The 24,040-nt window shown below is 47.7% G+C and carries 16 protein-coding genes, 1 tRNA gene and 2 other RNA genes; 9 read left to right on the top strand and 10 right to left on the bottom strand.

All coding sequences use genetic code 11. The annotated features are described in order from the left end of the window. Positions 1-391 precede the first annotated feature (391 nt). Positions 392-1,300 carry a DUF72 domain-containing protein gene (locus tag BUF15_RS16930; RefSeq protein WP_073614892.1) on the top strand — a complete coding sequence of 303 codons (909 nt, stop codon included), beginning with the start codon at positions 392-394 and terminating at the stop codon, positions 1,298-1,300. A 1,438-nt stretch (positions 1,301-2,738) separates the two neighbouring features. Here BUF15_RS16930 and BUF15_RS16920 read toward each other — a convergent pair. The 9 genes from BUF15_RS16920 to BUF15_RS16880 all read right to left on the bottom strand — a co-directional run bounded on the left by BUF15_RS16920 (position 2,739) and on the right by BUF15_RS16880 (position 14,821). Further along, a complete protein-coding gene (locus tag BUF15_RS16920; protein WP_073614890.1) occupies positions 2,739-3,617 on the bottom strand; it encodes a YagK/YfjJ domain-containing protein in 879 nt (292 codons plus the stop codon). 1,667 nt (positions 3,618-5,284) lie between these two features. After that, complete coding sequence (locus BUF15_RS16915; protein WP_084554114.1) at positions 5,285-7,384, bottom strand: AAA family ATPase; 2,100 nt, start codon at positions 7,382-7,384, stop codon at positions 5,285-5,287. Positions 7,385-7,438: 54 nt separating this feature from the next. Beyond that, positions 7,439-7,675 carry a hypothetical protein gene (locus BUF15_RS16910; protein WP_073614888.1) on the bottom strand — a complete coding sequence of 79 codons (237 nt, stop codon included), beginning with the start codon at positions 7,673-7,675 and terminating at the stop codon, positions 7,439-7,441. A gap of 62 nt (positions 7,676-7,737) precedes the next feature. Beyond that, on the bottom strand, positions 7,738-8,919 hold the full coding sequence (locus tag BUF15_RS16905) for a tyrosine-type recombinase/integrase (protein WP_073614887.1): 1,182 nt from the start codon (positions 8,917-8,919) through the stop codon (positions 7,738-7,740). A gap of 346 nt (positions 8,920-9,265) precedes the next feature. Beyond that, positions 9,266-9,630, bottom strand: a transfer-messenger RNA (tmRNA) gene (ssrA, locus tag BUF15_RS16900). A 14-nt stretch (positions 9,631-9,644) separates the two neighbouring features. Continuing rightward, positions 9,645-10,109 carry an SsrA-binding protein SmpB gene (gene smpB, locus BUF15_RS16895; RefSeq protein WP_073614886.1) on the bottom strand — a complete coding sequence of 155 codons (465 nt, stop codon included), beginning with the start codon at positions 10,107-10,109 and terminating at the stop codon, positions 9,645-9,647. 64 nt (positions 10,110-10,173) lie between these two features. Further along, the gene (locus tag BUF15_RS16890) at positions 10,174-11,973 is read right to left on the bottom strand and encodes a GspE/PulE family protein (RefSeq protein ID WP_073614907.1); all 1,800 of its coding nucleotides are present in this window, start codon (positions 11,971-11,973) and stop codon (positions 10,174-10,176) included. A 144-nt stretch (positions 11,974-12,117) separates the two neighbouring features. Continuing rightward, on the bottom strand, positions 12,118-12,966 hold the full coding sequence (locus tag BUF15_RS16885; protein ID WP_073614885.1) for a deoxyribonuclease IV: 849 nt from the start codon (positions 12,964-12,966) through the stop codon (positions 12,118-12,120). 4 nt (positions 12,967-12,970) lie between these two features. Beyond that, on the bottom strand, positions 12,971-14,821 hold the full coding sequence (locus BUF15_RS16880; protein ID WP_073614884.1) for a M48 family metallopeptidase: 1,851 nt from the start codon (positions 14,819-14,821) through the stop codon (positions 12,971-12,973). Between the two features lie 376 nt (positions 14,822-15,197). Between BUF15_RS16880 and BUF15_RS16875 the strand changes: the two genes are divergently transcribed. From BUF15_RS16875 to purF, 7 genes are all read left to right on the top strand, one after another. Beyond that, a tRNA-Ile gene (locus BUF15_RS16875) sits at positions 15,198-15,274 on the top strand. A 264-nt stretch (positions 15,275-15,538) separates the two neighbouring features. Next, positions 15,539-16,372: a Nif3-like dinuclear metal center hexameric protein gene (locus BUF15_RS16870; protein WP_159441320.1), complete on the top strand. Its 834-nt coding sequence runs from the start codon at positions 15,539-15,541 to the stop codon at positions 16,370-16,372. A gap of 20 nt (positions 16,373-16,392) precedes the next feature. Next, a complete protein-coding gene (locus BUF15_RS16865) occupies positions 16,393-17,112 on the top strand; it encodes a zinc ribbon domain-containing protein (protein WP_073614882.1) in 720 nt (239 codons plus the stop codon). A 115-nt stretch (positions 17,113-17,227) separates the two neighbouring features. After that, positions 17,228-17,585: RNase P RNA component class A (gene rnpB, locus BUF15_RS16860), an RNA gene on the top strand. Positions 17,586-17,609: 24 nt separating this feature from the next. Further along, complete coding sequence (ispD, locus tag BUF15_RS16855) at positions 17,610-18,776, top strand: 2-C-methyl-D-erythritol 4-phosphate cytidylyltransferase (RefSeq protein ID WP_073614906.1); 1,167 nt, start codon at positions 17,610-17,612, stop codon at positions 18,774-18,776. An 18-nt stretch (positions 18,777-18,794) separates the two neighbouring features. Continuing rightward, complete coding sequence (locus tag BUF15_RS16850; RefSeq protein WP_073614881.1) at positions 18,795-19,946, top strand: M20/M25/M40 family metallo-hydrolase; 1,152 nt, start codon at positions 18,795-18,797, stop codon at positions 19,944-19,946. A gap of 295 nt (positions 19,947-20,241) precedes the next feature. Then, the gene (purF, locus tag BUF15_RS16845; protein WP_073614880.1) at positions 20,242-21,663 is read left to right on the top strand and encodes an amidophosphoribosyltransferase; all 1,422 of its coding nucleotides are present in this window, start codon (positions 20,242-20,244) and stop codon (positions 21,661-21,663) included. 108 nt (positions 21,664-21,771) lie between these two features. Here purF and BUF15_RS16840 read toward each other — a convergent pair whose 3' ends face one another. Further along, positions 21,772-22,668 carry a GGDEF domain-containing response regulator gene (locus BUF15_RS16840; RefSeq protein WP_073614879.1) on the bottom strand — a complete coding sequence of 299 codons (897 nt, stop codon included), beginning with the start codon at positions 22,666-22,668 and terminating at the stop codon, positions 21,772-21,774. Positions 22,669-23,064: 396 nt separating this feature from the next. Here BUF15_RS16840 and BUF15_RS16835 point away from each other — a divergent pair, with 396 nt between their 5' ends. Next, positions 23,065-24,033, top strand: coding sequence for a hypothetical protein (locus BUF15_RS16835; RefSeq protein ID WP_073614878.1), 969 nt, complete (start codon positions 23,065-23,067; stop codon positions 24,031-24,033). Positions 24,034-24,040 lie beyond the last annotated feature (7 nt).

The following is a 24,040-nucleotide window of genomic DNA, read 5'->3' as shown; positions in this document are numbered from 1 at the left end:
CCGGCACGCCACTGTCGATTCTAAATTGGATTATCTTAAAAAGGAAAATGGGGGAGCGCAATTATCCTTGAGCGGATAACGAAATATTTAATTTGGCAATATCAATTGACTGTATCGCTCTTCAAATTGACCTTATCCTGATATGTTGGGATCGGGACAACAACCTATAATTGCGCCAAAATGGAGCAACTGTAAGGAAGAGATTACCAAAGAGCACCTCTTATGAGTGCAATAGAACTTCAGCGAGAGATAACTACAGCACATCCAAGCACATTGTGAACATATCTGTCGGGCATTGACCAGATAATTTCCAGCTAGACACCACTAACTGTATCACCGTTTATCATAATTGCGTTCCCCGCCTGGGGGCTGGCCGTCTTACCTTTCAATCATGAAAGCAGAAAGTCTTCATATCGGCACTTGCAGCTGGAAGTATCCATCATGGGAAGGCCTGGTCTATTCAGAAAGGAAACCGGCCAACTACCTGCAAGAATACAGCCACCACTACAACACGGTCGAGGTTGACCAATGGTTCTGGAGCCTATTTGCCAGCGATAAACTCGTGCTGCCAAAGCTCGAGGTAGTCAGTGAATATGCGGCCTCAGTACCGGAGAATTTCACCTTTTGCGTAAAGGTGCCAAACAGCATTACCCTTACCCACCACTACAAGAAAAACAAGTCCGACCCGCTGGTGCCAAACCCACATTTTCTGTCGATAGAATTGATACAGAGATTTTTCGATTCCCTTCAGCCACTTCATCATGCTCTAGGACCGTTGATGTTCCAGTTCGAGTACCTGAACAAACAGAAAATGTCAGGCGTTGCTGAGTTCATCGACAAATTTGGTCCGTTTGCCGAGAAATTACCTACGTGTTTCACTTACTGCATCGAGTCCCGTAATCCCAACTACCTGACTACTGCCTACCTCAATTTCCTGCGGTCCACAAACCTCCACCACATATTCCTCCAAGGCTACTACATGCCCTCCATTTTCGATGTCTATCGCGAACATAGAGAACGGATCGACAAACTGTCAGTGATTAGGCTTCATGGTCCAAGCAGGGAGGAAATTGAGAAGCAGGTGGGCGACGACTGGAGCCAAATCGTGGCGCCAAAGGATCAGGACATAAAAGACCTGGTTCAGATGATTGAAGATCTCAAGATTCGAAACGTGAAGCTCTATCTCTTGGTGAACAACCATTTCGAAGGCTCGGCCCCAAGGACCATCGCCCGGATCGAAGAAGCGATGATCCAATCTGTACAGCGACACGTTGACCTTCACAATACGTTGAACAACTGATCGGGATCCTCTGTAGACTTGATTCACTTTCTGATTCAACGTCCCCCTGACAAGTTATTGCACTCTGTACAACTTCTTCAAGCGAAGAGGCCTTGGTCATCACAAGGCCTCTTCGCTTTACTTTTGCCGCATGAACAGGCGCACTTTCCGCTATAAAATGACCAAAGAAATACAGCTCTTTAGGCGATGATACCTTTGCTATGATTGGTGCTTTTTAAAACGTACATCCTCGACAACTTTTACCCCAATCGCACTTTAGAATTCTGTAGCAGCCTTCTCGCAATCAAGAGCATCTATTACCGTAATACCCTTTCGCTATTACACTATCAACAACATGCGTTGGTAGCGGAACATAGGTTATAAACCGCAATTCTCCGGAGATACGATTTAATACCACATTAACCTCCTGTCTCCCGATAAAGCCTTCATAAAAGTCGTGCTTTGCGCTCCTTTTCAGACGAACCTCAAGCATACCTGGTCCGGTTATCGCTAGAAGTTGTGGCATACGAGGCGCAGTTGAATATGACTTGATAGACCCATCCCGGCGGTATCGACTGGGTTCTGTTCGAATATATCTGAACGAAAATCTTCTATCTGGGGTCACGAACTCTACTACTTCTTTGGACTGGCGATTGTTTGCTACACACCCATCTGCATTACGTCCTTGCAGCTTTACTGTTTTGACTATCTTCTTAGTAAACATCATCGTCTCCTATAAGCTGGAATTTTACCGTCTTTACTCAACTCAATCGATTATAAAGCAGACGGCAACTATCTGATTCCGGGTAGGTATTTTGAATTACATAAGGCAATGTCCGCGAACAGCCCCAAACCTCTGGCTTGAAAAGTGCGCCTAAATCCAATACTGCCACAGTGTATTAATGGGCAGCAGGTCTATTGCCTGGGTGGCGAATAAGTATTTCCTTCAACGACTGAAGTCGTCCGTGAATAGTCGGAATTAATTATTGAGATCCGCAACTCTGAGCTAAGCAGCACCTAGGCCTCCAGCGCCCTCTCGAATTGCTCACGAAAACACCATAGCAAGGCATCCCATCAGCTCACCTTTATAGCCATCTGAACGTGCTAATTTTAAGCGGTGTTTGTCGGCTACTTTTCGATCAAGCTGGTGGTTGGTGAAAAATTATCGACGAAAGGTCATCGTCTCAAAATAGGTATTTTGTGACAAAACCACTTAGCGATATGGGCTGGCAATTCTCATGAAGAAGACCCTGGGCAAGGAATCTCTTTAAATGTCTCCCGGCAACCCAATGCTCGTTCGACACTTGGATGAAATAACCAGAACAATTTCCTGAAAAATGGTCGTTGTTATGGACTATAGGTAACGGCCCTCAAAGATAGGATTAGGCTAGTTTTCCTCCGATACTACTCTGGTAATTTTGAGCAAGGTGATCTTAACCAGAGAATTGGACAATAAGCATTACTCTCGCCTTTTGAGTCTCATCCTCTCGTCTATCTCCCGCACCGTTTCTCTATAGCGAGGTATCTGGGAGCAACTGAAGTTCTTGGGTTTCCTGCTCGGATCTTTAGGACGTGGTTGAGAAAATTCTTCACAACATGATTTGCTGTATATTTTCGCATAATAGCTAAAGAACTCATACAGCGCATCATATCTAGCAAGCACATCTTTACGTTCCTGATAATGATCAATTCGATAGGCTCCATAATCAAATGGACTTTCCTTGTAATTCTCTAAATTTCGATATTTATTGTATCCATATTCAACAGGAATTATTTCAGGAGAAAAAAACTCTGTTTCAATATCGATAGAATTCCTGTTTGAGTCAACTGATATTTCATTTTCAGCTAGATCCTTCCTTTTTCCTTCGTCTTCTTGAAGAGCAGCCCGATTAATACAACCTGCCCACAGTTTTTTTACGTGAGCCAAAACGAAATGAGGTTTTTGTATTACTTGGCCGTTGAGAACGATAGTGACATGGTAGTGGTATTGACCAGTAATCGATAACTCTCGAGCCCAAAGATATAACGGCAGCGGAATCCTCCTTCTTCCATCCTGATGAAACTCTTGCATCGGATACTTTTCCTTGTAATACTTTCGTAGGGCCTCTATGAATCGGCAAAGGACTTCGTTGTCATTGCGTTTAGCAAACCGAGAGTCTGTAGGAAATTTCAACTCGAACCAAATATATAACGTTTTGCTGTAATTCTCTCTGCAGTAACAGAATAAATCGTTAATGCGACACAATGGCTCTCTATAAAATCCTATGTTTTTTTCTTTAATCTCACACTGCCTTAACGGATACTTCCTATACTTTTCACCATGCACTTCATTTCTCATTGTTCATCTCCTTAATTTATAAATCTTATCTTTAACTCCACCCATGAGAAAAGAAGAACGTTCACATTTTCGATCTGAACTGAGAATACTCATCATCATATCCACTACACCTAAGCCTCACCAAACACGACCATTTATAGTCTATATTAACTGTTATGATTTTATCACTATATTCTATAGCGTGTATCATGGTGTATATTATGATTGGTGCAATATATCAGTATATATTATTATCTAACAATAATAGGTCTAACCGTCAGAAAAATATATCTCTATATACGTAGTATACTAACTAATACCTAGTATGAGTCAATAATTGCAACACGACGAGGCTCCAGAATATGAATTTCACCTGATCGAACATTATAGTGCTTCTCTTCACATATGATCTGTAGGAGATGTGGTAAATTACATCATTGATGTCGCTTACGTTGACACCATTGATCTGGGTATCCCTACGATTCGACCTCGAATAAAATGAAATTCTTCATACGAAAGGATCATTGCATGAAGGTGAGCAGTGATACTCTAACTTTGCACCACAAGGCTTTTCAAATGCCCCAACCATGTAAAACTGAACATACAGGTTAGGCACTCACCAGATATGGACATGTTCTTGCCTTGATTCTAGCCACGACCTTTGGCAGTCAAATCAATCAATTTCGGAAACTGGCTGGCTAACATCAGTTAGAAATCATGGGTTACTGAAAACTATAAAGCAATATAACATGCAATTACAGAAGGTAACGTCACATCTGCAGATTCTTATCTTAGTTTTAAAGCCTTCATAGATGACTAATTAAGGCTTTTAAACCATTTTAAAACTTTTTTTTGGCTGTTTATAATATATTTATGTTTACCTTGTAAAAATATGTTTTAAATGGACTTTGTTTCTACCTTTTGTGGCTTTTATATGGTAAATAATTAACCAAAATGCCTATTAAAAACATTTTACAACACATCTATGTCACTATTTTCATGTACTTATCATCATTCAAAACGAATATAGCCCTTAATAACATGTTATAGTGGTTAACAATAGGTTTATTGCTTCGATCTTAATTATCATTCAGAAGAATCCATTGCGACTGTAGTGCGTTGTGTAGTGTCGCGAAATGGGTGAGTTGAATTATCATGTACTGATGCTACTGAACCGGAATGAAGAGCCTCTGATCATAATTGAATGCTTGAAGGAGCATTGCAGAAAGCACGGCTATAGGCTTTGGCCAGGCCACCGACTCCTACACATATGCTGGCCAACTGTAAAAGAGGAAAGTTAAGGATTATGGGGCAACGGTATGGCCGTTAAAGACAACTACTATATATCAATATTAAATCGACGGATTTTTAGATTCAAATGATAAACCGTATCTGGTCGGACTTACGTTCATTATCTGGAGGCAATGGTTACTTCAATATCCGCCGGATTAATAGCTGAACAACCGCGCATGAATTGACCTTTAGAAAGGGATTTACCCAAATGTCCCCAGCTACGCCAAGGAGGAGTCTTCCAACATGTGCAGACATTATTATCACTTCGACACCTTTAAACCGATTCTGGTGAATATCCCGGGCGACCTGTTCCTGCACGGAAGAGATTTTAATGATGCATCCTTTTTCTTTCTCTTCAGAAGATATGTTTTGACGAATTAAAATTCGTCTATTAATTAAGTAGCGAAATATTTTGTACTTTTCCTGTCCCCTTCCTTGATCAACCATCCATTCTCACATAGTATTTTCAGATTTTCTGTGACACAACTACTGGACAACTCATTAATCAGTCCAGCGTCCTTGAGAGTTTTTACATTAATAAAATCAGCCTTCCGGGCATTTTCAATAATTTGTCTTTGTGTAATCGGAAGTGAATAAAGTTGAGAATCGGCTGGTCGAGCTAATCTTATTATCTTACTTTTATATTCGCGATAACTTACAAAAAAGGGAGCACATTGATCGCCAGACAAATATCTTGGGTTCCTCACAATTACTTCTAATCCAGTTTTAGTTGAAGGATAATTATCAGGTCTTTCCAACAATAATGTGCAATCTATATTATTTTCAATTCCAATGGTTGCGTTTGTGATTCGATTTTTTTCTTCATCACATATAATTATTAGCGTTTTACCTTGAGCAGCTTTAACGATTTCTTCGAAAAACATCTGAAGACAATCAATGATACTTCTGTTTTTACATTCTTTTATATTAACCAAAGATAACGGTGAGTCGAATATTATTACCGATGCTGAACAGTTCCTAATTTGCTCAATCACACCAACTCTATGTTCAGAAGATGAAATATCAAAATCATTTTGTAAATCATACATATTCAAGTAACTTAATTTACAACCGACCGAACGCGCCTGATCATCAGGTACCATCTTTTTTAATCTTTCAACCAACCGACCTTCTGGAAAGTCTGTTGCAATTAACAAAACGCTAGATGAATCATTCTGTGCACTTTTTGTTTTTACACCCCGACCTGATGCAACACTTATCGCAACATCTGCGGAAAATAATGATTTCCCAATCCGTCCTTTACCCACTATTATAATGATTTCGCCATCTCTAATTATATCATCTAGGACATAGCGATTTTCGTCATATCTTTTCAACCCACTAACAAAAGGTATATTTTTATTACTTTTCAGTTTACTGATATAGTTAATATTTGATCCCAGGCAATTACTTACCATTTTATCCAATTCAAGAATTGTCACATCCTCAAGTCCTAGAAAACCACCAAACCAGCTGGAACGTCCACTTGCACGTCCACCAGCACTATATTTGTACAAATTCAATTTAATCCCTACTTTCGCAAAACGATCGAATAGATATTTTCCAATTAATAGTGATTCTTGTCGTGACCCCCTAAAGTAATAACATATTTCTTTGCCTTTCAGTATTTCCCAATCTATGTTCTTACAAATATCTAGGTTCCCAGCCCAAGTCATTTGCTTTAAATTTGAGTTCATATTCTCCAAAAAAATCTCTTCATCAAATATAAATACCCTCTCGCAATATCTACTCAACAAATACTCTCTTTTAAACATTAAATATTTGGCTGGAGGTGCAACAAGAGCATAACACATTTCTCCCGTATGACTATTTCTTTGAACTGTAGAAAACAAAACACATCTGAAACCGTCTGCCCTATATACCAACAAATTAATTGATGATCTTGATCGATTACCCCTATAGACATACTCAGTACTTCTATCCAAAATAAATTTAAAAAGTAGACGCCAACCTTGCTCAACATTACTTTTATGTGAACCTGGCATAAAACCATACCCTGGAACTTCAGATATCTGCGAAACATTACCTTGAGAAAAATCTATGCCTATTATTTTTGCTATTAAAAGTATCGCATTCTTCGTGTCCAGTTTCTTTACATTCTTTACCAATGATACAAAACATCTTCCAGCAATTCCAAGTTCAGAATTCACCCATTTGGTGCCTTCTCCCAAATTGTCGCTTGACGGCTTAAGCCCGCTCCCAAAATGCAGATTTTCTGGGCTTGGATAAACTTGATAACCAGAACATATCCATATTTTCCCATCTGCTAATAATCTCGTATTATCGATTTTAAATATTTCGTCAAACAATTTTAGCTCAGAAACAGCTAAGATGTAATAAAATTTGATTATATTTTTAAATACATATTCAGGGCCAACACCTGGAAAGATAGCCTCAAATTCTTTCTGAAAAGAAAAGACGTCAACCCTATCCTCTATCCTTGAATTTTTTTCACTCATTTCTTTATTACTCATGACTCATATTGAGCATAACCTTACAATAAGGTTATGCTCAATATTTTAAAGTTCCTAAAGAGAATTATCTCTTAACCAATTAATAAAACTTTCACGTGACAGACCAATCTTTCGTCCAACCATTATCCCTGGAGGTCCATTACCCAAGCTCATTCGGTTGGCGATAGTTCTGGAATTGATCAACCCTCCAGACAGTTCAGTCAAGCGATGCCTTGCAAAGATTGGAGGAAGTGCTCGCTCCAGATCCTCTAAAAACTTCTCAAAATCAGTCTCTGCCCTCTTTTCTACCATCGTTTTTGACTCCTATGCAAAGAATTACATAAAAATTCATTTCCCTTTTTCGTCCCTAATCCTTACCAATCACCTTTCAGCTGATCTAAATAATTAGCCCAATCCTGCATCATCCTTCTTCTTTCTGGTAAATATTCAGCATGGTTGTAAGCTGCTCGGACTGAATTCCGATCGGTGTGAGCCAGTTGCCGCTCTATAACTTTTGAATCCCACCCAGCCTCATGTAACAGTGTAGACGCCATGCCCCTAAATCCATGTACCGTCATCTCGTTATTTAAATATCCCAGACGCCTCAATGCCGATAACAGAGTGTTATCACTCATTGGGCGGGAGATGCTTCTAATGGATGGAAAAAGGTACTTTCCTCGTCCTGTCAATGGCTCAAGATCCCGTATAATCTGAATCACTTGCTGAGATAAAGGAACCAAATGGGTTTGTCTCATCTTCATTTTTTCGGCTGGAATCTTCCACATTGATTGTGTGTAATCAATTTCAGACCATTCGGCATGGCGCAATTCACCAGGACGGACGAAAACTAGGGGCGCAAGTTGCAATCCAAACTTGGTTACGTTGTTCCCCTGATACCCGTCTATCGCTCTCATGAGCCCCCCGACCTGTTTAGGATCTGTTATGGTAGCCATGTTTTTTGACACTGAAGGAATGAGAGCATTTTGCAAATCTCTACAGGGATCGCTTTCACATAAACCCAACGCAACACAATACCTAAACACCTGAGAACATATGGATTTCATCCTATGAGCAGTTTCATAAGCGCCACGATTCTCTATCCTTCTACATACCAGCAAGATTTCTCGAGGGGTGATCTCATTAACAGGTCGATCACCAAGCCATGGAATAACGTTATTTTCCAATCGGCTCCTTACAGTTCGTGCATGCCCTTCAGTCCAGTGTTGCCTACCAAACCACTCCCAAGCAAGCTTTGAAAAACTGTTTTCCTGGGCTCTCAATCTACCTATCTTTTCAATTTTTCTTTCGTAGCCAGGATCAACGCCCTCCGCCAACCTTTTCCGTGCTTCCCAGTGCCTCTCACGTGCCATCTTGAGTGTAATCTCTGGATAAACTCCCAAGGATAGCGTTTTGCGCTTGTTTAAGTAACGGTAGTCAAACCGCCAGTATTTGCCTGTCCCATTTACATAGAGATACAAGCCACCGCCATCTGTCAGTTTCCGCGGAATAGTAGAAGGTTTCACATTGTTCACTTCCTGCACGGTCAGCCGTCCCATATTTCCTCCTTTTAAGGATAAGATAAATCCGTTCAGAACCTGCTCGTTCAAGAATCGTTTCGAACTCACAGATTTCACGTCTACTATCTCATGTCGATGGCCTGTAGAGTTTTACATGACATGAATTAGCGAGACTTATTAATGAACATTTTTAGCTACTTGAAGGAGAAGTGACGGTATGACATTTTTCAAATATCCGACTACCGCCACAGATACCGTCGAAAATGGCAGTATCTTTTGTGAAGGTTCATGATGGTATGTGAAAAAAAAAGCCACGCAATCTTTACCTAAAGTATCGATTGCGTGGCTTTTTAATGGAATCACGTCCTGTATCTGACGTGATAAATGGTGGAGACGGCGGGAGTCGAACCCGCGTCCGCAAATGCTCCCCTCTCGTATCTACATGCTTAGTTTCCGGCTTAAGTTTCGCGTTGGACTTGCCGCGGAAACGTGGCGATCCAATGCTAGTCTATGAAGTTCTCGCCAGTTGAAGTACAGACACCATCAACGAAGCCAGCCCGTTAGGTCGGCGCTCCGGTCCAGTCTTACGGGCGAAGACTGGGGGAACGGCAATGAGCAGGTTATTAAGCTGCTACTGCGTAGTTATAATCGTCGGCGATTATAATTGTTTTTCTATCAGTTTTACGAGCAAATAGAAGCTCGGCATGCAACGACGAGCTTACACATCCCCGTCGAATCCGTTTCGTCCCCATTATTCTAAAAGATCAGTCCTGGCTGTTTCGGCGCATGACGCGCTGCAGGTCGCGGTCGCTCTCTCGTTCTTTGATCGAGGCCCGCTTGTCGTATTGCTTTTTACCCCGGGCAAGCCCGAGTTCTACTTTAGCTTTTCCGTTCTCTACAAAGTATATCTTCAAGGGGATGAGGGCAAGGCCTTTTTCTTTGAGCTTGCCAATCAGTTTATTAATTTCCCGCTTGTGCATGAGAAGCTTTCGGGCCCGCATCGGTTCGTTGGGATTGTGGGTGGCGTAGGTATACTGGGAGATATGTACATTGTACATCCTCAACTCTCCACGCTCATCGATCTGCACGTAGCCGTCCTTGAGATTGGCCTTGCCAGCACGGAGTGACTTCACCTCCGGCCCGCTCAGCACCATACCCGCCTCGAACTTTGCATCGATATGGTAATCGTGATACGCCTTTTTATTCTGACAAACTATTTTCATACCTATACCGGTGCGTTGCTCTTCTTATAGTGCGAAAACAAGTGGACCCTCAATTTTCGTTTACTGAATTTTATTCGGATGTTACCCGGATTGCTTCTTCAAGCGTAGTGATCCCTGTGCGGACCTTATTCCAGGCGTCCTCGCGTAAGGTAGTCATTCCCTCACGGATTGCAACCCGCCGCATCTCTTCGCTCGATTGGCCGGCGGCAATCATTTTTTTGATTTCTGCAGAAAGTGGGAAAATTTCAAAAATTCCGCAGCGACCGCGATATCCCGTGCCGCGACAGTTCCGGCATCCTTCTCCTTTCGAAAGCGTCACCGGCCCGGTGCCGCCCGAGGCAAAGCCCATACGCAGAAGTTCTTTGGCTTCGATCTGAAAAGTAGTGCGGCAATCTGGGCAGATCTTCCGCACCAGGCGCTGGGCCATGCAGCCAAGCAGCGTCGACGCGATCATAAAGGGCTGCAGGCCGAGATCCATCAAGCGAATAATCGATGAGACAGCGTCGTTGGTATGAAGGGTCGAAAACACCAGGTGGCCGGTCATGGCCGCCTGAACCGCATGCGCCGCGGTATCATGGTCGCGAATCTCACCGATCATGATGATGTCTGGATCCTGCCGCAGGATATTTCTCAAAATCGTGGAAAAGGTCACATCAATCAGCGGTTGCACCGAGATTTGATTAAACTCCTCATAAACCATCTCCACCGGGTCTTCCACTGTCACCAGATTCTTTTCGGGAGTGGCAATCTTTTTTAGCGTTGAATAGAGAGTGGTCGATTTACCGCTGCCGGTGGGACCGGTAACCAGAACAATACCGTGCGGAGCATTCATGAACGAATCATAAACCGACAGGTCGCGCCGCGAAAAACCGAGTTCGTTGATATCCTGAAAGATCACATCCGGATCAAGGATACGCATAACTATCTTCTCACCAAACGAGACCGGCACCGTCGACACACGAATCTCCACATCTTTTTCGCCCTTTACCCCGATCTTGATTCGACCATCCTGGGGGCGGCGTTTTTCGGCTATATCCATCCGGGCAAGAAACTTGATCCTCGAAGTGATGGCGGAGTGGACCGCCTTCGGCAGTTTGTAGATAGTGTGCAAAGCACCGTCAATACGAAAGCGCACCTGGGTTGTGGAGCGTTTAGGCTCAATATGGATATCGCTTGCCCGCTGGTCGAGCGCGTAATTGAAGATGTGATTGACAGCGGTCTTGATGTGCTGGTCGGATGAGGTGATCTCTTTTGCCGAAGAGATTTTTACATAGCGCTCAAGGTTGCCGATATCCACCGAAACGCTCTGGCCACTGACAATACCAAACTGGTCTTCAGCAGCGGAAATTGATTTCTGAAAGCCAAAAAACTCGGTGATTATCCGCTGGATGTCCGATTTCGTCGAAATACAGGGCTTTACCTGCACCTGGTTCGCCTGTTCGATATCCTGCATGACCTGATCGCAGTCGGGGTGGTAGACCGCCACCTCAAGGACGCCATCCTGCATGCCCACCGGCAGAATCAACTGGCGGATGGCAAAGTTGCGGGGGATGGTCTTGGTAACGATGTCCATGTCGAGATCAAGCGGCTCGAGCTTTTTGAACGGAATACCCAGCTCAGCGCTGACCGTTCGCATGATCGTCTCTTCGTCCAGCACTTCACCCTTGCCGCCGGTCAACATCTGCAGGGAAACGATGATATCAACCAGATCGGGATCAACCTTGTCCGCCGTCTTATCCCTCTGGGCCTGTCGCAACAGCTTCTGTCGCTGCTTGCCCTTCTCTAAAGTGATAAATTGACGCTGCTCCGCGGTTAGCTTGCCGTGCCGGACCAAAATATCGAGAAGCGCATCGCTGTTTAGCAATTTCATATCATGTGCCATCTTGAAGAAAAAAACATTTCGTTACGAATCAACCAGCTATACTTCCCTGTTGCCCGTGCTTTGGCAAGAGTCTTCGTAAAATTTCAGGGAAAACTCCCAAAATGATAGTCCGCTACAGGAACAATGGCCACTTCAGGTCACCAGCAGACTACGCAACACAGCGATATTTTCCCGATCTTCAGCCAGGTCATCACCTTTATCGGTCTCGATGGTCATTGGCATCGTCGCAAAACGCTGATCGTTGACCAAATGGCGAAATCCTTCGAGGCCGATCATACCCTTGCCGATATGCTCATGGCGGTCAACTCTTGAGCCACACCCTTTTTTCGAGTCATTCAGATGAAAAAACTTCACCTGCGCGAGCCCCACCTCCCGGTCCAGTTCAACCATGGTTGCCTGATAGGCTTCGGTTGTACGCAGATCGTAACCCGCCGCAAAGATATGGCAGGTATCGACACAGACCCCGATTTTTTCAGGAAACCTGCTCTCGCTCCTGATCGTGCCGATTTCGGTAAAACTGCTGCCAAGTCCCGTGCCCTGGCCAGCGGTAGTCTCAACCAGCAGCATCACCTCGTCACTTGTCTGCTCCAGGACGCGGTCCATTCCCGCGATAAAGCGCGTGAGTCCGGCTTCCACCCCGTCACCCCCATGAGAGCCGGGATGCATCACCACATACGGGACACCAAGCAACCGGCACCGTTCAAATTCCAGGGTCAGCGCCGCGATAGATTTCTCCAGCAGCTCGTCTTTAGCAGTCGCCAGATTGACCAAATACGAGGCATGCGAGGCAACCGGCATAGACTGGAACCTTTCGCGAGCGTCGTGAAAATCACGCACCTCATCGTCGCTCAACGGTTTGGGCTTCCATTGCCGCTGGTTGCGGGTAAAGATCTGCAGCGACTCACCGCCAACACTGTCAATACGGTCAAAGGCCAGATGCAGACCACCTGCAACCGATTCATGGGCTCCAAATAACGGCATTACCTTACTCCTTTTTGGGTTCAGCCTGCTGCGACTCGCGGGCCACCGATTCCTCATAGGTTTCCTGCTGAAAGTACAGTGCGCGGGCCTGATAGAAACGGTGGCGCTCCGGGTCGGCAAAAGCCGCCTGCCGCTCCGTATTGACCGCCTCCTCCACCAGGCCATTGGCCCAGTAGGCAGTTGCCAGGGTATCGAGGATATATCCCTTGGGCTGGAGGGTCGCTGCCGCACGGGCCAGCGTCAAAGCCTTCAGCGGATCACGGATGGTAAGATCCTGGCTGGTCAACAGCAACCAGGAAAGATTGTTCATGATCTCAGGATTGGCCGGCTCAAGGCTGAAAGCCTTTTCATAGGCACTGAGCGCCTTCGATTCCATTTTTCTGGTCAGCATCAGATCGCCAATCAGCCGTTGCCACAGGGCCTTTTCCGGCTCCTGTGTGGCCTTCTTCAACAGTACCGACTCGGCATACTGCTCCTCATACAGCTGGATAAACTCTTCGGTAGGAATTTGCTTGACCACAAAAACGGCCAGCACCAGCACCACCACATAGCCGATCAGGCTGTAACGTACCTTACGGTCATGGCGGCCGATGGTCGCCGGATCCCGTTCAGCCTGTTCAAGGCAGTCGATCCGTTCGCCGATGCCGAAATGATGCCAGTTTTTTTCCTCACGGATATTGCCGCTCATATAGGATATCTTTTCAAAGGCGGAAACAAGGGCTCGACCGCTGCCCACCGCGCGTAAGACGTGCAGGTCCGCCTGTCGCTCAAAATTGCGGATAAAATAGCCAAAAACAAAGCGGAAATAGACAATCAGAAAAATAAAGAGCGGCAAACCGCCAAGAATGGTCATCACCGTCTCGGGCTTTACCCCGTTGGAAGTGATCATCTCCACAAAATACTCGCGGGACAGAACAAAAAAGATAAACGGCTCGGCCAGAAATCCTGCAAAAAGGCTAAACCCTACGATCAACAGGACATAGAGCAGCAAATGGTTCCGTTTTACATGGCCAATCTCATGGGCCATCACCGATTCCAGCTCCTCCATGGTCATGGTCGAAATAATCGCCGGGGTGAGTAACACATACCTGAGACCCGGTAAAATGCCCATCACCGCCGCAGTCAACACCTTGCCCTCAAAAAGCGGCCAGAGATAGAGGTTGGCCTTGAAGTTCTGCTGCCGGCAGAATTCCGTAAGTGATCGTTTCAGCTCACCATCCGGCAGTGGCCGGCAGCCCCACAAACTTCGCACCATAGGCGGGAAAAAGAGCACTACAAAAATGAGGAACATCCCAAAAAAGACCAGATCTCCCCACTGGGACGCCAATACCGCCTTTACTCCAGCAAATGGCAGTAACGCCAGCAAATCGTTACAAAGCGACAATATCACCCATGGCAAAACAATAGGCAGGTTGGCCTTTATGTTCGACAGGATAAAGCCATACGAGGTATAGCGCCGGCCAAACACTCGTTGATAGTTGGGTCGTGCCGCCCGCCACATAATGGTGAGATAGACGAGGAACAGCGCGAGACCCGCCACGTTGACCAGCGCCGGTAGATGATTGCCAAACGAAACAGCCGACAGGTAATATTTCGCGTCGGCTAAATAGAGGGCACCGACACCATAGAACAGTACCGCCAGAATAGATAACCGCTTTTCCGTTGCAAAATAGCCGGACGAGGTGAGCGCGGCCGGCCGGTTATGCAGATACCTGGCCAATCGGTCATAGCCGACAATGGTCAGTAAAAATAGCATTACCCCGTACCAGGGAGACACCATCGGGGTTTCTGGTACGGTGTCGATGGCAAAGAGAAAAATGGCCACCAGAAAAAGCAGCAGATTATTATATATCAACAGTATACCTCACCAATTGGCTGATGATCGATGCTCAGGACAAACAACTCAACCGGATTCGACCGGCTTGAAAACAACTTGAAGATAAAGCACATTTCATCCAGTTACCATTATATTGTTGTTTGAAGCATTGGGTGAAAAAAAACTTTCAGATCCTGGCGACTCGCCAACGTATCTTCCCGTCTCGCGTTCCTGACCGTTCTTTCTTCTGGGGGGCATACATAGATGGCTATTACTTTTATTTTTATATAAAAATTCCTGACATCATTACGACATTCACCCAACCACCATAAGCAAAAGTGACCAAGGCCCGTTTTTTCTTTTTTGGTTGACTTTTTCTCAAAATACATTTTATATGGTATGTTTCATTGTCAGAGGGCGCTTAGCTCAGTTGGCTAGAGCCACCGGCTCATAACCGGTCGGTCGTAGGTTCGAGTCCTACAGCGCCCACCACAACCACGAAACAGACCAACAACACACGGTTCATTGAGACTCACAGATTTTTCTCAAACATACTGGGGAGGCACAACAGCCACCCTTTTTTACCAGTCTCGCTTCGGGCATGATGAACCGTTTCGAGCGGAGTAAAGATAAAGGTACAGCCTACAGGGGTTGTACCTTTTTTTATTCTTCTATCGCCAGGTTGTTGGCTACGAGAAAGGGTCTTGAAAATGTTTTGGCCCTTTTACGACTTCACAATAGATGTGTAATGTTCTTATGACGGTTAGAATACGGGACATCATTGCCGGGATAGATCGGGAATCCCCCTTTGATCTTGCAGAGAACTGGGACAATGTCGGTCTCCTGGTGGGTAGCCCCGAGCACGAGGTAAGAAAGATACTTCTCGGGCTCGATCCCACCACCACCCTGGTCGATGAGGCCATCGCCAGGGGCGCAGACACCATCATCACCCACCATCCCGTTATCTTCAAACCACTTCCCAGAATCGATACCAGCACCCCGGAAGGCTCTCTTCTCCAAAAAGCTCTCACCCACCAAATCGCCATCATCGCCTGCCATACCAATCTCGACAGCAGTAAAAACGGCGTAAGTGATATTCTGGCGTCCGAGTTGGGACTTACCGAAATTGCACCGCTGATTCCGACCACCCCCGGCAACGAAGCAGGAACCGGCATTGGCCGAGTGGGCTGCTATGCCGAACCGATTGCCATTCGCGAATTCGTCGACAGGGCCCTGAATGTGTTGGGTCTACCGGTGCTGCAGGTTGCCGGCCCCCTACCTGAGATGGTGGGAAAAGTTGCCGTCTGTGGCGGCAGCGGCTCAGATCTGGCAGAAACTGCTTACGCCAGCGGTGCCGACATCTACCTCACCGCCGAAGTAAAACACAACATCGCACGCTGGGCCGAAGAGCGGGATTTCTGCATTATCGACGGCAGCCACTATGGGACCGAACAGCCCGCAATCCGGCTACTGGCCGAAAAATTGAGTACAATTGCTGCCCAGAGCAGCTGGAAAATAGAAATTCTGCAGACAGTCGATGAGAAGTCCCCTTTCGTCTGGCTGCACCAAAACAGCCTCACCCAAGAGTAACCCCAGACAGGAGAAGTACCTTGAACGAACATATGGAACAACTCGTCATCCTCCAGGCAATAGACCTGGAGATCGATGCCATTGACAGCAACATCAAAGCCGAGCAGAATGCGCTCGACGCCCGTATCACCGCCCTGGCTGTGCGCGAGCAGAATATCGCAACTCTGGTTGAAAAAATTGCGTCGCTCGACAAGCAGAAACGCGATCTTGAAGGCGAAGCAAGTGACAGACTGAGCCATGTCAAGGATCGCCAGTCCAAGATGATGCAGGTCCAGACCGGACGCGAGCAGACCGCGCTGCTAAAAGAGATCGAGGACGGCAAGAAGAGCGTCAAGGAAAACGAGGAAAAGATTGTCGCACTCATGGAAGAGTCCGAGAACCTTATCGCCAAAGTCGAGGAAGAGAAAAATCTTCTGAAAGGCGAGAAGTCGCTGGTTGAAGAGGAAAAAGAGAAAGTCCGCTCTGCCATCGAGACCATCAACAAGGGCAAAAAGGCCAAGGACACCGAGCGCCAGAACCAGGCCCAGGTCGTTGAGCCGAGACTGTTGAAGAAATATGACATGCTGCGTTCCCGCCGGAACGGTCTCGCCGTGGCCAATGTCCTGCAAGGCGTTTGCCAGGGCTGCTTCATGTCCCTTCCACCGCAGAAATACAATATGCTTTTAAAAGGCGACGCAATGCTTGACTGCCCATGCTGCCAGCGTATGGTGTATCACCAGCCGCCTGCGGACATGGAATAGACTTACGCCAGTAAAAGTAAAATCCCAGTCGGACCGCCCCAGGAGGCGTTTTCCGACTACCGGGAAAAACTGAGCATGCCGTGATCGAAAAGCAGTTCGCGGCCTGCAGACCATTTGGAGTGGGTGCATGATCGCTCCGGTTTCAAAAGCCGGGGAGGAAAGTCCGAACTCTACAGGGCAGGATGGTTCGTAACACGAACGCCGGGTGACCGGGGGAAAGTGCCACAGAAAACAAACCGCCTGAACACGTTCAGGTAAGGGTGAAACGGTGAGGTAAGAGCTCACCGCCTCTCTGGTGACAGCGAGGGCACGGCAAACCCCATCCAGAGCAAGACCAAATAGGGAGATGTTTGAGGGCGGCCCGTCCGAGATCTCCGGGTAGGTTGCACGAGGTGTTGAGCGATCAACATCCTAGTTAAATGATCATGGCCCCTCACGGGGTACAGAATTCGGCTTATAGCCCACTCCATTTTTTTCACCTGAAGACGCGTACAGCCATGACACCAACTGTCGCCGCCATCATCCCCGCCGCCGGCAGCGGCAGCAGGATGAAGCTGGACCATCCCAAGCAGTATCACCAACTGGCGGGAACGCCGATCCTTATCCATACCATCCGCGCCTTTTACCATCACCCCGCCATCGGCAGAACCGTGGTGGTCGTTCCAGCTGAGTGGCTGGAAAAAACAAGGGAGATGCTGGCAGAACATGGCCTGAGCGGTGACACACTCACCGTTGTTGCCGGTGGGCAGCGCCGCCAGGATTCCGTCATGGCAGGGCTGAGGGTATTGGACCACGATACCGAGGTCGTGCTGGTCCATGATGGTGCCCGGCCACTCGTCAGTGCAGATCTGATTACGCGCTCTGCTAAGGCAGTCCACAAACATGGTGCCGCCATTGCCGCCGTCCCGGTCAAAGATACCTTGAAGCGGGGAGACAAAACGTGTCGGATCACCGCTACCATCGATAGAAATAATCTCTGGCAGGCCCAGACTCCGCAGGGAGCAAAACTATCGCTTCTCTTTTCCGCCTTTGAGACAGCTGGCGAAATGGATGTCACCGACGAGGCGATGTTGCTCGAACATGCGGGGATACCGGTCATGCTGGTTGAAGGTGAAGAGACCAATCTGAAAATTACCCGCCCGGAGGATCTGCCACTGGCAGAGAGTATCATGCAGCAAAAAACAGCACCGGAATTTCGCATTGGCCATGGGTTTGATGCCCACCGACTGGTGGAAGGCAGAAAACTGGTACTGGGCGGCGTCACCATCCCCTATGAACGTGGGCTAGCTGGCCACTCGGACGCCGACGTGCTCACGCACGCGCTCTGTGACGCGTTGCTGGGCGCGCTTGGCGCCGGAGATATTGGCCGCCACTTTCCGGACAACGATGCTTCTTTTGCAAACATCTACTCCATCCTGCTGCTGGACAAGGTGATGGAACTGGTTTCCGAGCGCGGTTTTCGCATTGGCAACATCGACATCACCATCATCTGTCAGAAACCGAAACTTGCTTCTTTCCTTCTCGACATGAAGGAAATTCTCGCCAAGAGCTGCCGAACAGACTCCAGCGCTGTCAATCTTAAAGCGACAACCACCGAGAAGATGGGCTACACTGGCCGAGGTGAAGGTATCAGCTGTCATGCCGTCGTCCTTCTCGTTAAATGAACCCCACCAAGGAAAAATATGATGACATTGATACAGCGGGAACGACTGGCTGAGACCTTTACCCAACTCTGCGAGATCAGCAGCCCCTCCCGCCGGGAAAAAGAGATCGCCGACCACCTCAAGCAGGTCTTTACCGATCTCGGTGCAAACGCCATTATCGAAGACAACTCCGCTACTGCCACCGGCTCAGAGTCAGGCAACCTGATTTTCCGTTTCGACGGTAATCGACCCGACGTTGAAGGGGTGTTCTTCTCCTGCCATATGGACACAGTGCAGCCTGGAGATGGGGTCGAGGTCGACCGCAAAGGCGATATCTTCACCAGCCGGGGCGAGACCATCCTGGGGGGTGACGATAAGTCGGGTATTGCCGCCATTATTGAGATGATGACACTACTCACCGAGAACAATATCGACCATGGCCTGATCGAGATCGTCATCACCACCTGCGAGGAAATAGGACTGCTGGGTGCAAAGCACCTCGAACACCGACTACTCAAAGCCAAATATGGCTATGCGCTTGATTCCAGCGGCATCGATAAGGTGATTATCGGCGCCCCTTCGGCCAATAAATTCAAGATCATCGTCACGGGTGCAGCCGCCCATGCGGGTCTCAATCCCGAGCAGGGCATCAGCGCCATCCAGGTCGCGGCAGAAGCCATCACCAAGGTCCAACTCGGCCGGCTTGATGAGGAGTCCACCGCAAATTTTGGCATCATCGGCGGCGGCGTCGCCACCAATATCGTGCCGGAACAAGTGACCATCGAAGGTGAAGTGCGCAGCCATTCATCCGAAAAACTTGCCCATTACACTGCCGAGATAAAAAGAGTCTTTGAGGCGACAGTGGCCGACTGGCAGACATCTCCCGAAAACACCCTGCGACCAAAAGTCCAGATCGAGGCACTGTCTGAATATCCGGCCATGCTCCTCTCCATGGATTCCCCGGTAATTCGGCGCGTCCGTTCGGCCGGCGAATCGATTGGTAAAAACATCAATTTCGTGGTAGCTGGCGGAGGTAGTGATGCCAACATTTTTAACGGTTTCGGACTGCCGACGGCCATCATCGCTACCGGTATGGATAAGGTGCACACCACCGACGAGCAACTTGATTTGAACGACCTGGTCAGCGTAACCGAGCTGATCTCAACTGTCGCCGTCCAGTTGACGCATTGAAATACAGGATACAACTTCTGCAAGCACCATCAAGCCAGCGAGGTTGTGTTGAAAACGGTCCGGAGCGATTCTTTCTTGTTGAATTATCCTACCACATGCTATAAAAATTCTGTTCTGGTTGTCGATTGAAAGGCACAAAGATAACGTTTCTTTGTGCCTTTCAACATTTTCCGGTTGTTTGAAAAACGTCGCCAGTCAACGTTGACTGTCATGCAAGCAGCCACAGTACCAACATATTCCGATCTTCCCTGCAGGCCCCTGCCACTGCCCCAGAAGCAACCCAATGGATAGAGCTATGTCACAGAACAACGGTTTCAGCCATCCCCATCGTCCGACCCATGAATGCGGCGTATGCGGTATCTATGGTCACGAGGATTCCTCGAAACTGACCTATTTCGGTCTCTACGCCCTCCAGCACCGCGGCCAGGAAAGCGCGGGTATCGTCACCTCTGACGGCAAAAAAGTCACCACATACAAAAATATGGGTCTGGTGCCGGAAGTTTTCTCCGAAGAGATCTTGCAAAGGCTCAAAGGCCACATCTCGATTGGTCACGTACGCTACTCCACCACCGGGGCCTCAAATATCATCAACACCCAGCCGTTGATGGTGAGCCACAAAGGCACCACCCTTGCCGTAGCCCACAACGGTAATCTGACCAACAGCATGTCATTACGCCGCGATCTCGAAGACCGGGGTTCGATTTTCCAGACCACCATGGACAGTGAAGTGGTACTGCACCTGATGGCCCGGGCCACTCAGAAAGGACTGGATGAGGCGCTGAAAGAGACCTTCACCGCTATGCAGGGTGCCTATTCCATGCTGCTCATGACCGCTGACACCCTCATCGCCGTACGCGACCCGGACGGCTTTCGGCCACTCTGTCTCGGTAAGTTGAGCAATGGCAACGGCGGCTATATCGTTGCCTCCGAGACCTGCGCACTGGATCTGGTGGATGCTGAATATATCCGCGATATCGAACCGGGCGAGGTTCTGATCCTCCAGAATGGGGAAATGCGCTCGATTTTTCCGTGGCCCAAACAGTCGCCTCATTTCTGCATTTTCGAGCAGGTCTATTTCGCCCGCCCCGACTCGGACATTTTCGGCACCTCAGTTTATCTGGCGAGAAAGCGGATGGGCAAGATTCTGGCCCGTGAAGCAAAAATCGACGCCGATTTTGTTATGCCATTCCCCGACTCAGGCAACTATGCGGCGCTCGGCTATTCACAGGAATCAGGCATCCCGATGGAGATGGGGGTCATCAGGAATCACTATGTTGGCCGTACTTTTATTCAGCCCACCCAGTCGATGCGTGACTTCAATGTGAAAGTAAAACTCAACCCGGTTCGCAATTTCCTGAAAGGCAAGCGGGTCATCATTGTTGAGGATTCCATCATTCGCGGCACCACCGGCAAAAGCCGGGTCCGTGCTCTGCGAGAAGCCGGCGCCAAAGAGGTCCACATGGTGGTCAGCTGCCCGCCAACTCGACACGGCTGCTACTACGGCATCGACTTCCCTTCTGAGTCACAGCTCATTGCCTGCAATAAATCTGTCGAGGATATTGCCACCTACCTTGGCCTCGATTCCCTCCATTATCTGAGCCTCGAAGGGCTGGTGGAAGCGACAGGAATGCCATGGGAAAATTTCTGCCTGGCTTGCTTTAACGGCATCTATCCGATCGAGCCCGACAAATCGTTCACCAAGGAAGCACTCGATTAAAAGTAGCTTCAACCGATAACGATCTGTTTCAGGCCAAAGTCAAAAAAAGAGGGTTTCCGGACATTCCGGAAACCCTCTTTTTCATTCAACCTTGTCTCTGGTCCGGTTTTAGATTCGGCAGACCACGCAGTTCTTGCCACTATTTTTCGCATCGTACATCGCCTGATCTGCCCGTTGCTTCATCTGCTCTTCATCTTCTTGCATGGGCACATCCATATTGCGGCGACACGAAACAACACCGATGGAGAGTGTGGTCTTGCCAAAGCCGCATTCAATGTAGCGGAGCAGGATACGCTGAACAATTTCCGTCGACTGGCTCGCTGTGGTCTGCGGCAGGAGAACAGCAAACTCATCACCCCCAAGCCGGAAACAGAGATCAACATTGTTTCGGGTACACTCCTCAAGAATACGGGCCAGGGCATTTAAAACCTGATCCCCTTCCTGGTGTCCGAAGGTGTCGTTGAAATCCTTGAAATTGTCGATATCAACAATCGCCAGGAATAGCTGATAGCCTTGTCGATTAGCCCTCTCCACCTCAAGCGAAAACTTCTGATCAAACGCACGCCGATTAAAGAGGTTGGTCAGCCCATCGCTCAGCGACAGCTGTTCCAGCCGCTGCACGAGATCACGTTCCCGAAACGCCCGGGCCAGTTTAGCCTCGAGTTCAGCCTGATCAATGGGCTTTTTGATAAAGTCCATCGCTCCTGCCGCGATAACATCGGCATAGCTCGCCCGATTAGAGAAGCCGGTGGCAATAATCACATCAACACCAGGATGATCATTCTTGACATGCTCCAGCAACTCCAGGCCATCCATCTCCGGCATGACGACGTCGGAAAGCACCAGGTCGACCCGGGTCGAGGCAAGAATCTGCAGTGCCTCCAGGCCGTCTTTTGCCACCAGGGCTCTATAGCCCAATGACGAGACCAGCACCTTGAGTGTCACCCGCACCATCTCATCGTCATCAACGACCAGTATTGTCGCAGAACTCTTCAGATCTTCCATTTTTCCAACTGTTTTGTTGACATGCTGACATTTGGTATGCCTGTGCCACCCTCCATTTCACGTTCAGGAGGCAACTCGACCCGCTACTCTTCAGTCACCTTGAATAATTGTTTCTTCACTCGTTCATCGCGTTACTTGAAAAAATATCAACGTAATATCAAACACATAATAGTGAAAAATATTTATGCACGCCATGAGCTTAAACGAATTCCTGAATTATCGAAGGTACCTTACATATATTACAGCACATTTTACTGTAAAATTACCACCAAATCTCTGGAAAATTCACGTAATGATACGTTTTTCTCCTCTTTGACCTCCTGATACAGCCTTAGAACAGCGTGGTAGTTCATCTTTCATTTGCTTTGTCCTTTCGCAGTGGCTAGGATATATATTATGGACCAACAGTCTGAAATCATACACCCGGAACAGAAAGACAAGAAGCCGCATTCGCTTGCCAGGCACGTCTCAAATCGGGAGATCAGGCAGATTTTCGAAGGCGGCAACGATGCCAATCCTCTCGAAGAAATGCAGGTGATTCTTGCGGCCATCATCCCGGATTGTCCTGAAAACTTTTTGGTAAGAATACACCAGGATATGAACGGGATTTTTGCCGGGCAACTCCGTGGATTCCGCGAGAGCCAGGTCAAATACCACGATCTCCGTCACACAAGAAATGTGGCCCTGGCTTCACTGCGCCTTTTTCATGGTCTGCACTGCGATGGTATCAACTTGCCTCCTGATGTCATCCTGCTCGGCATAATCTGCGCCTATTTCCACGACACCGGCATGCTGCTCACCGTCCGGGATTCAGCCCCTTCAGGAGCCGCCTATCTGAAAAATCACGAAGAGCGGTCTATTTCCTTCATCCGCCAGTATCTGCATGACCACGGTTATCCCTCCGCGTACATCGACAACTGCGCCTCGATCATCAACTGCACCAATCTCACCACCGCACCTGGAAACCTGATATTTGAATCGGAAGAGATCGAAATCGCCGGCAATGTGCTCGGCACCGCCGATATTCTGGCCCAAATGGCCGACAGATACTATCTCGAAAGTTTGCCCCTGCTCTATATGGAGCAACAGGATGCCGGTATCCAGCAGCACCGTTCATCATTGGCCCTGATGCGCCAGACCACAGCCTTCTACCATGAAGTCATCGAGAGAAGACTGTTTCATGATTTCAAAAAAACCTGCAGGTTCATGCGCACGCATTTCAGGGAACGATGGCAGCTCGACCGGGATCTCTATATGGATTTTATCGAGAAAAACATCAAATATCTTGAGGATGTCCTTCGCTGGCACGACAACGGAGAGGGAGACCTGAAGCTCTATCTCAGGCGGCATCAGCCAAAAATCTGACCTGCAT

It is taken from the genome of Desulfopila aestuarii DSM 18488 (assembly GCF_900143695.1).
GTDB classification, from domain to species: Bacteria; Desulfobacterota; Desulfobulbia; order Desulfobulbales; family Desulfocapsaceae; genus Desulfopila; species Desulfopila aestuarii.
Note: the sequence above shows the minus strand (reverse complement) of the source record. Positions and strands in the feature narration are given on the sequence as shown.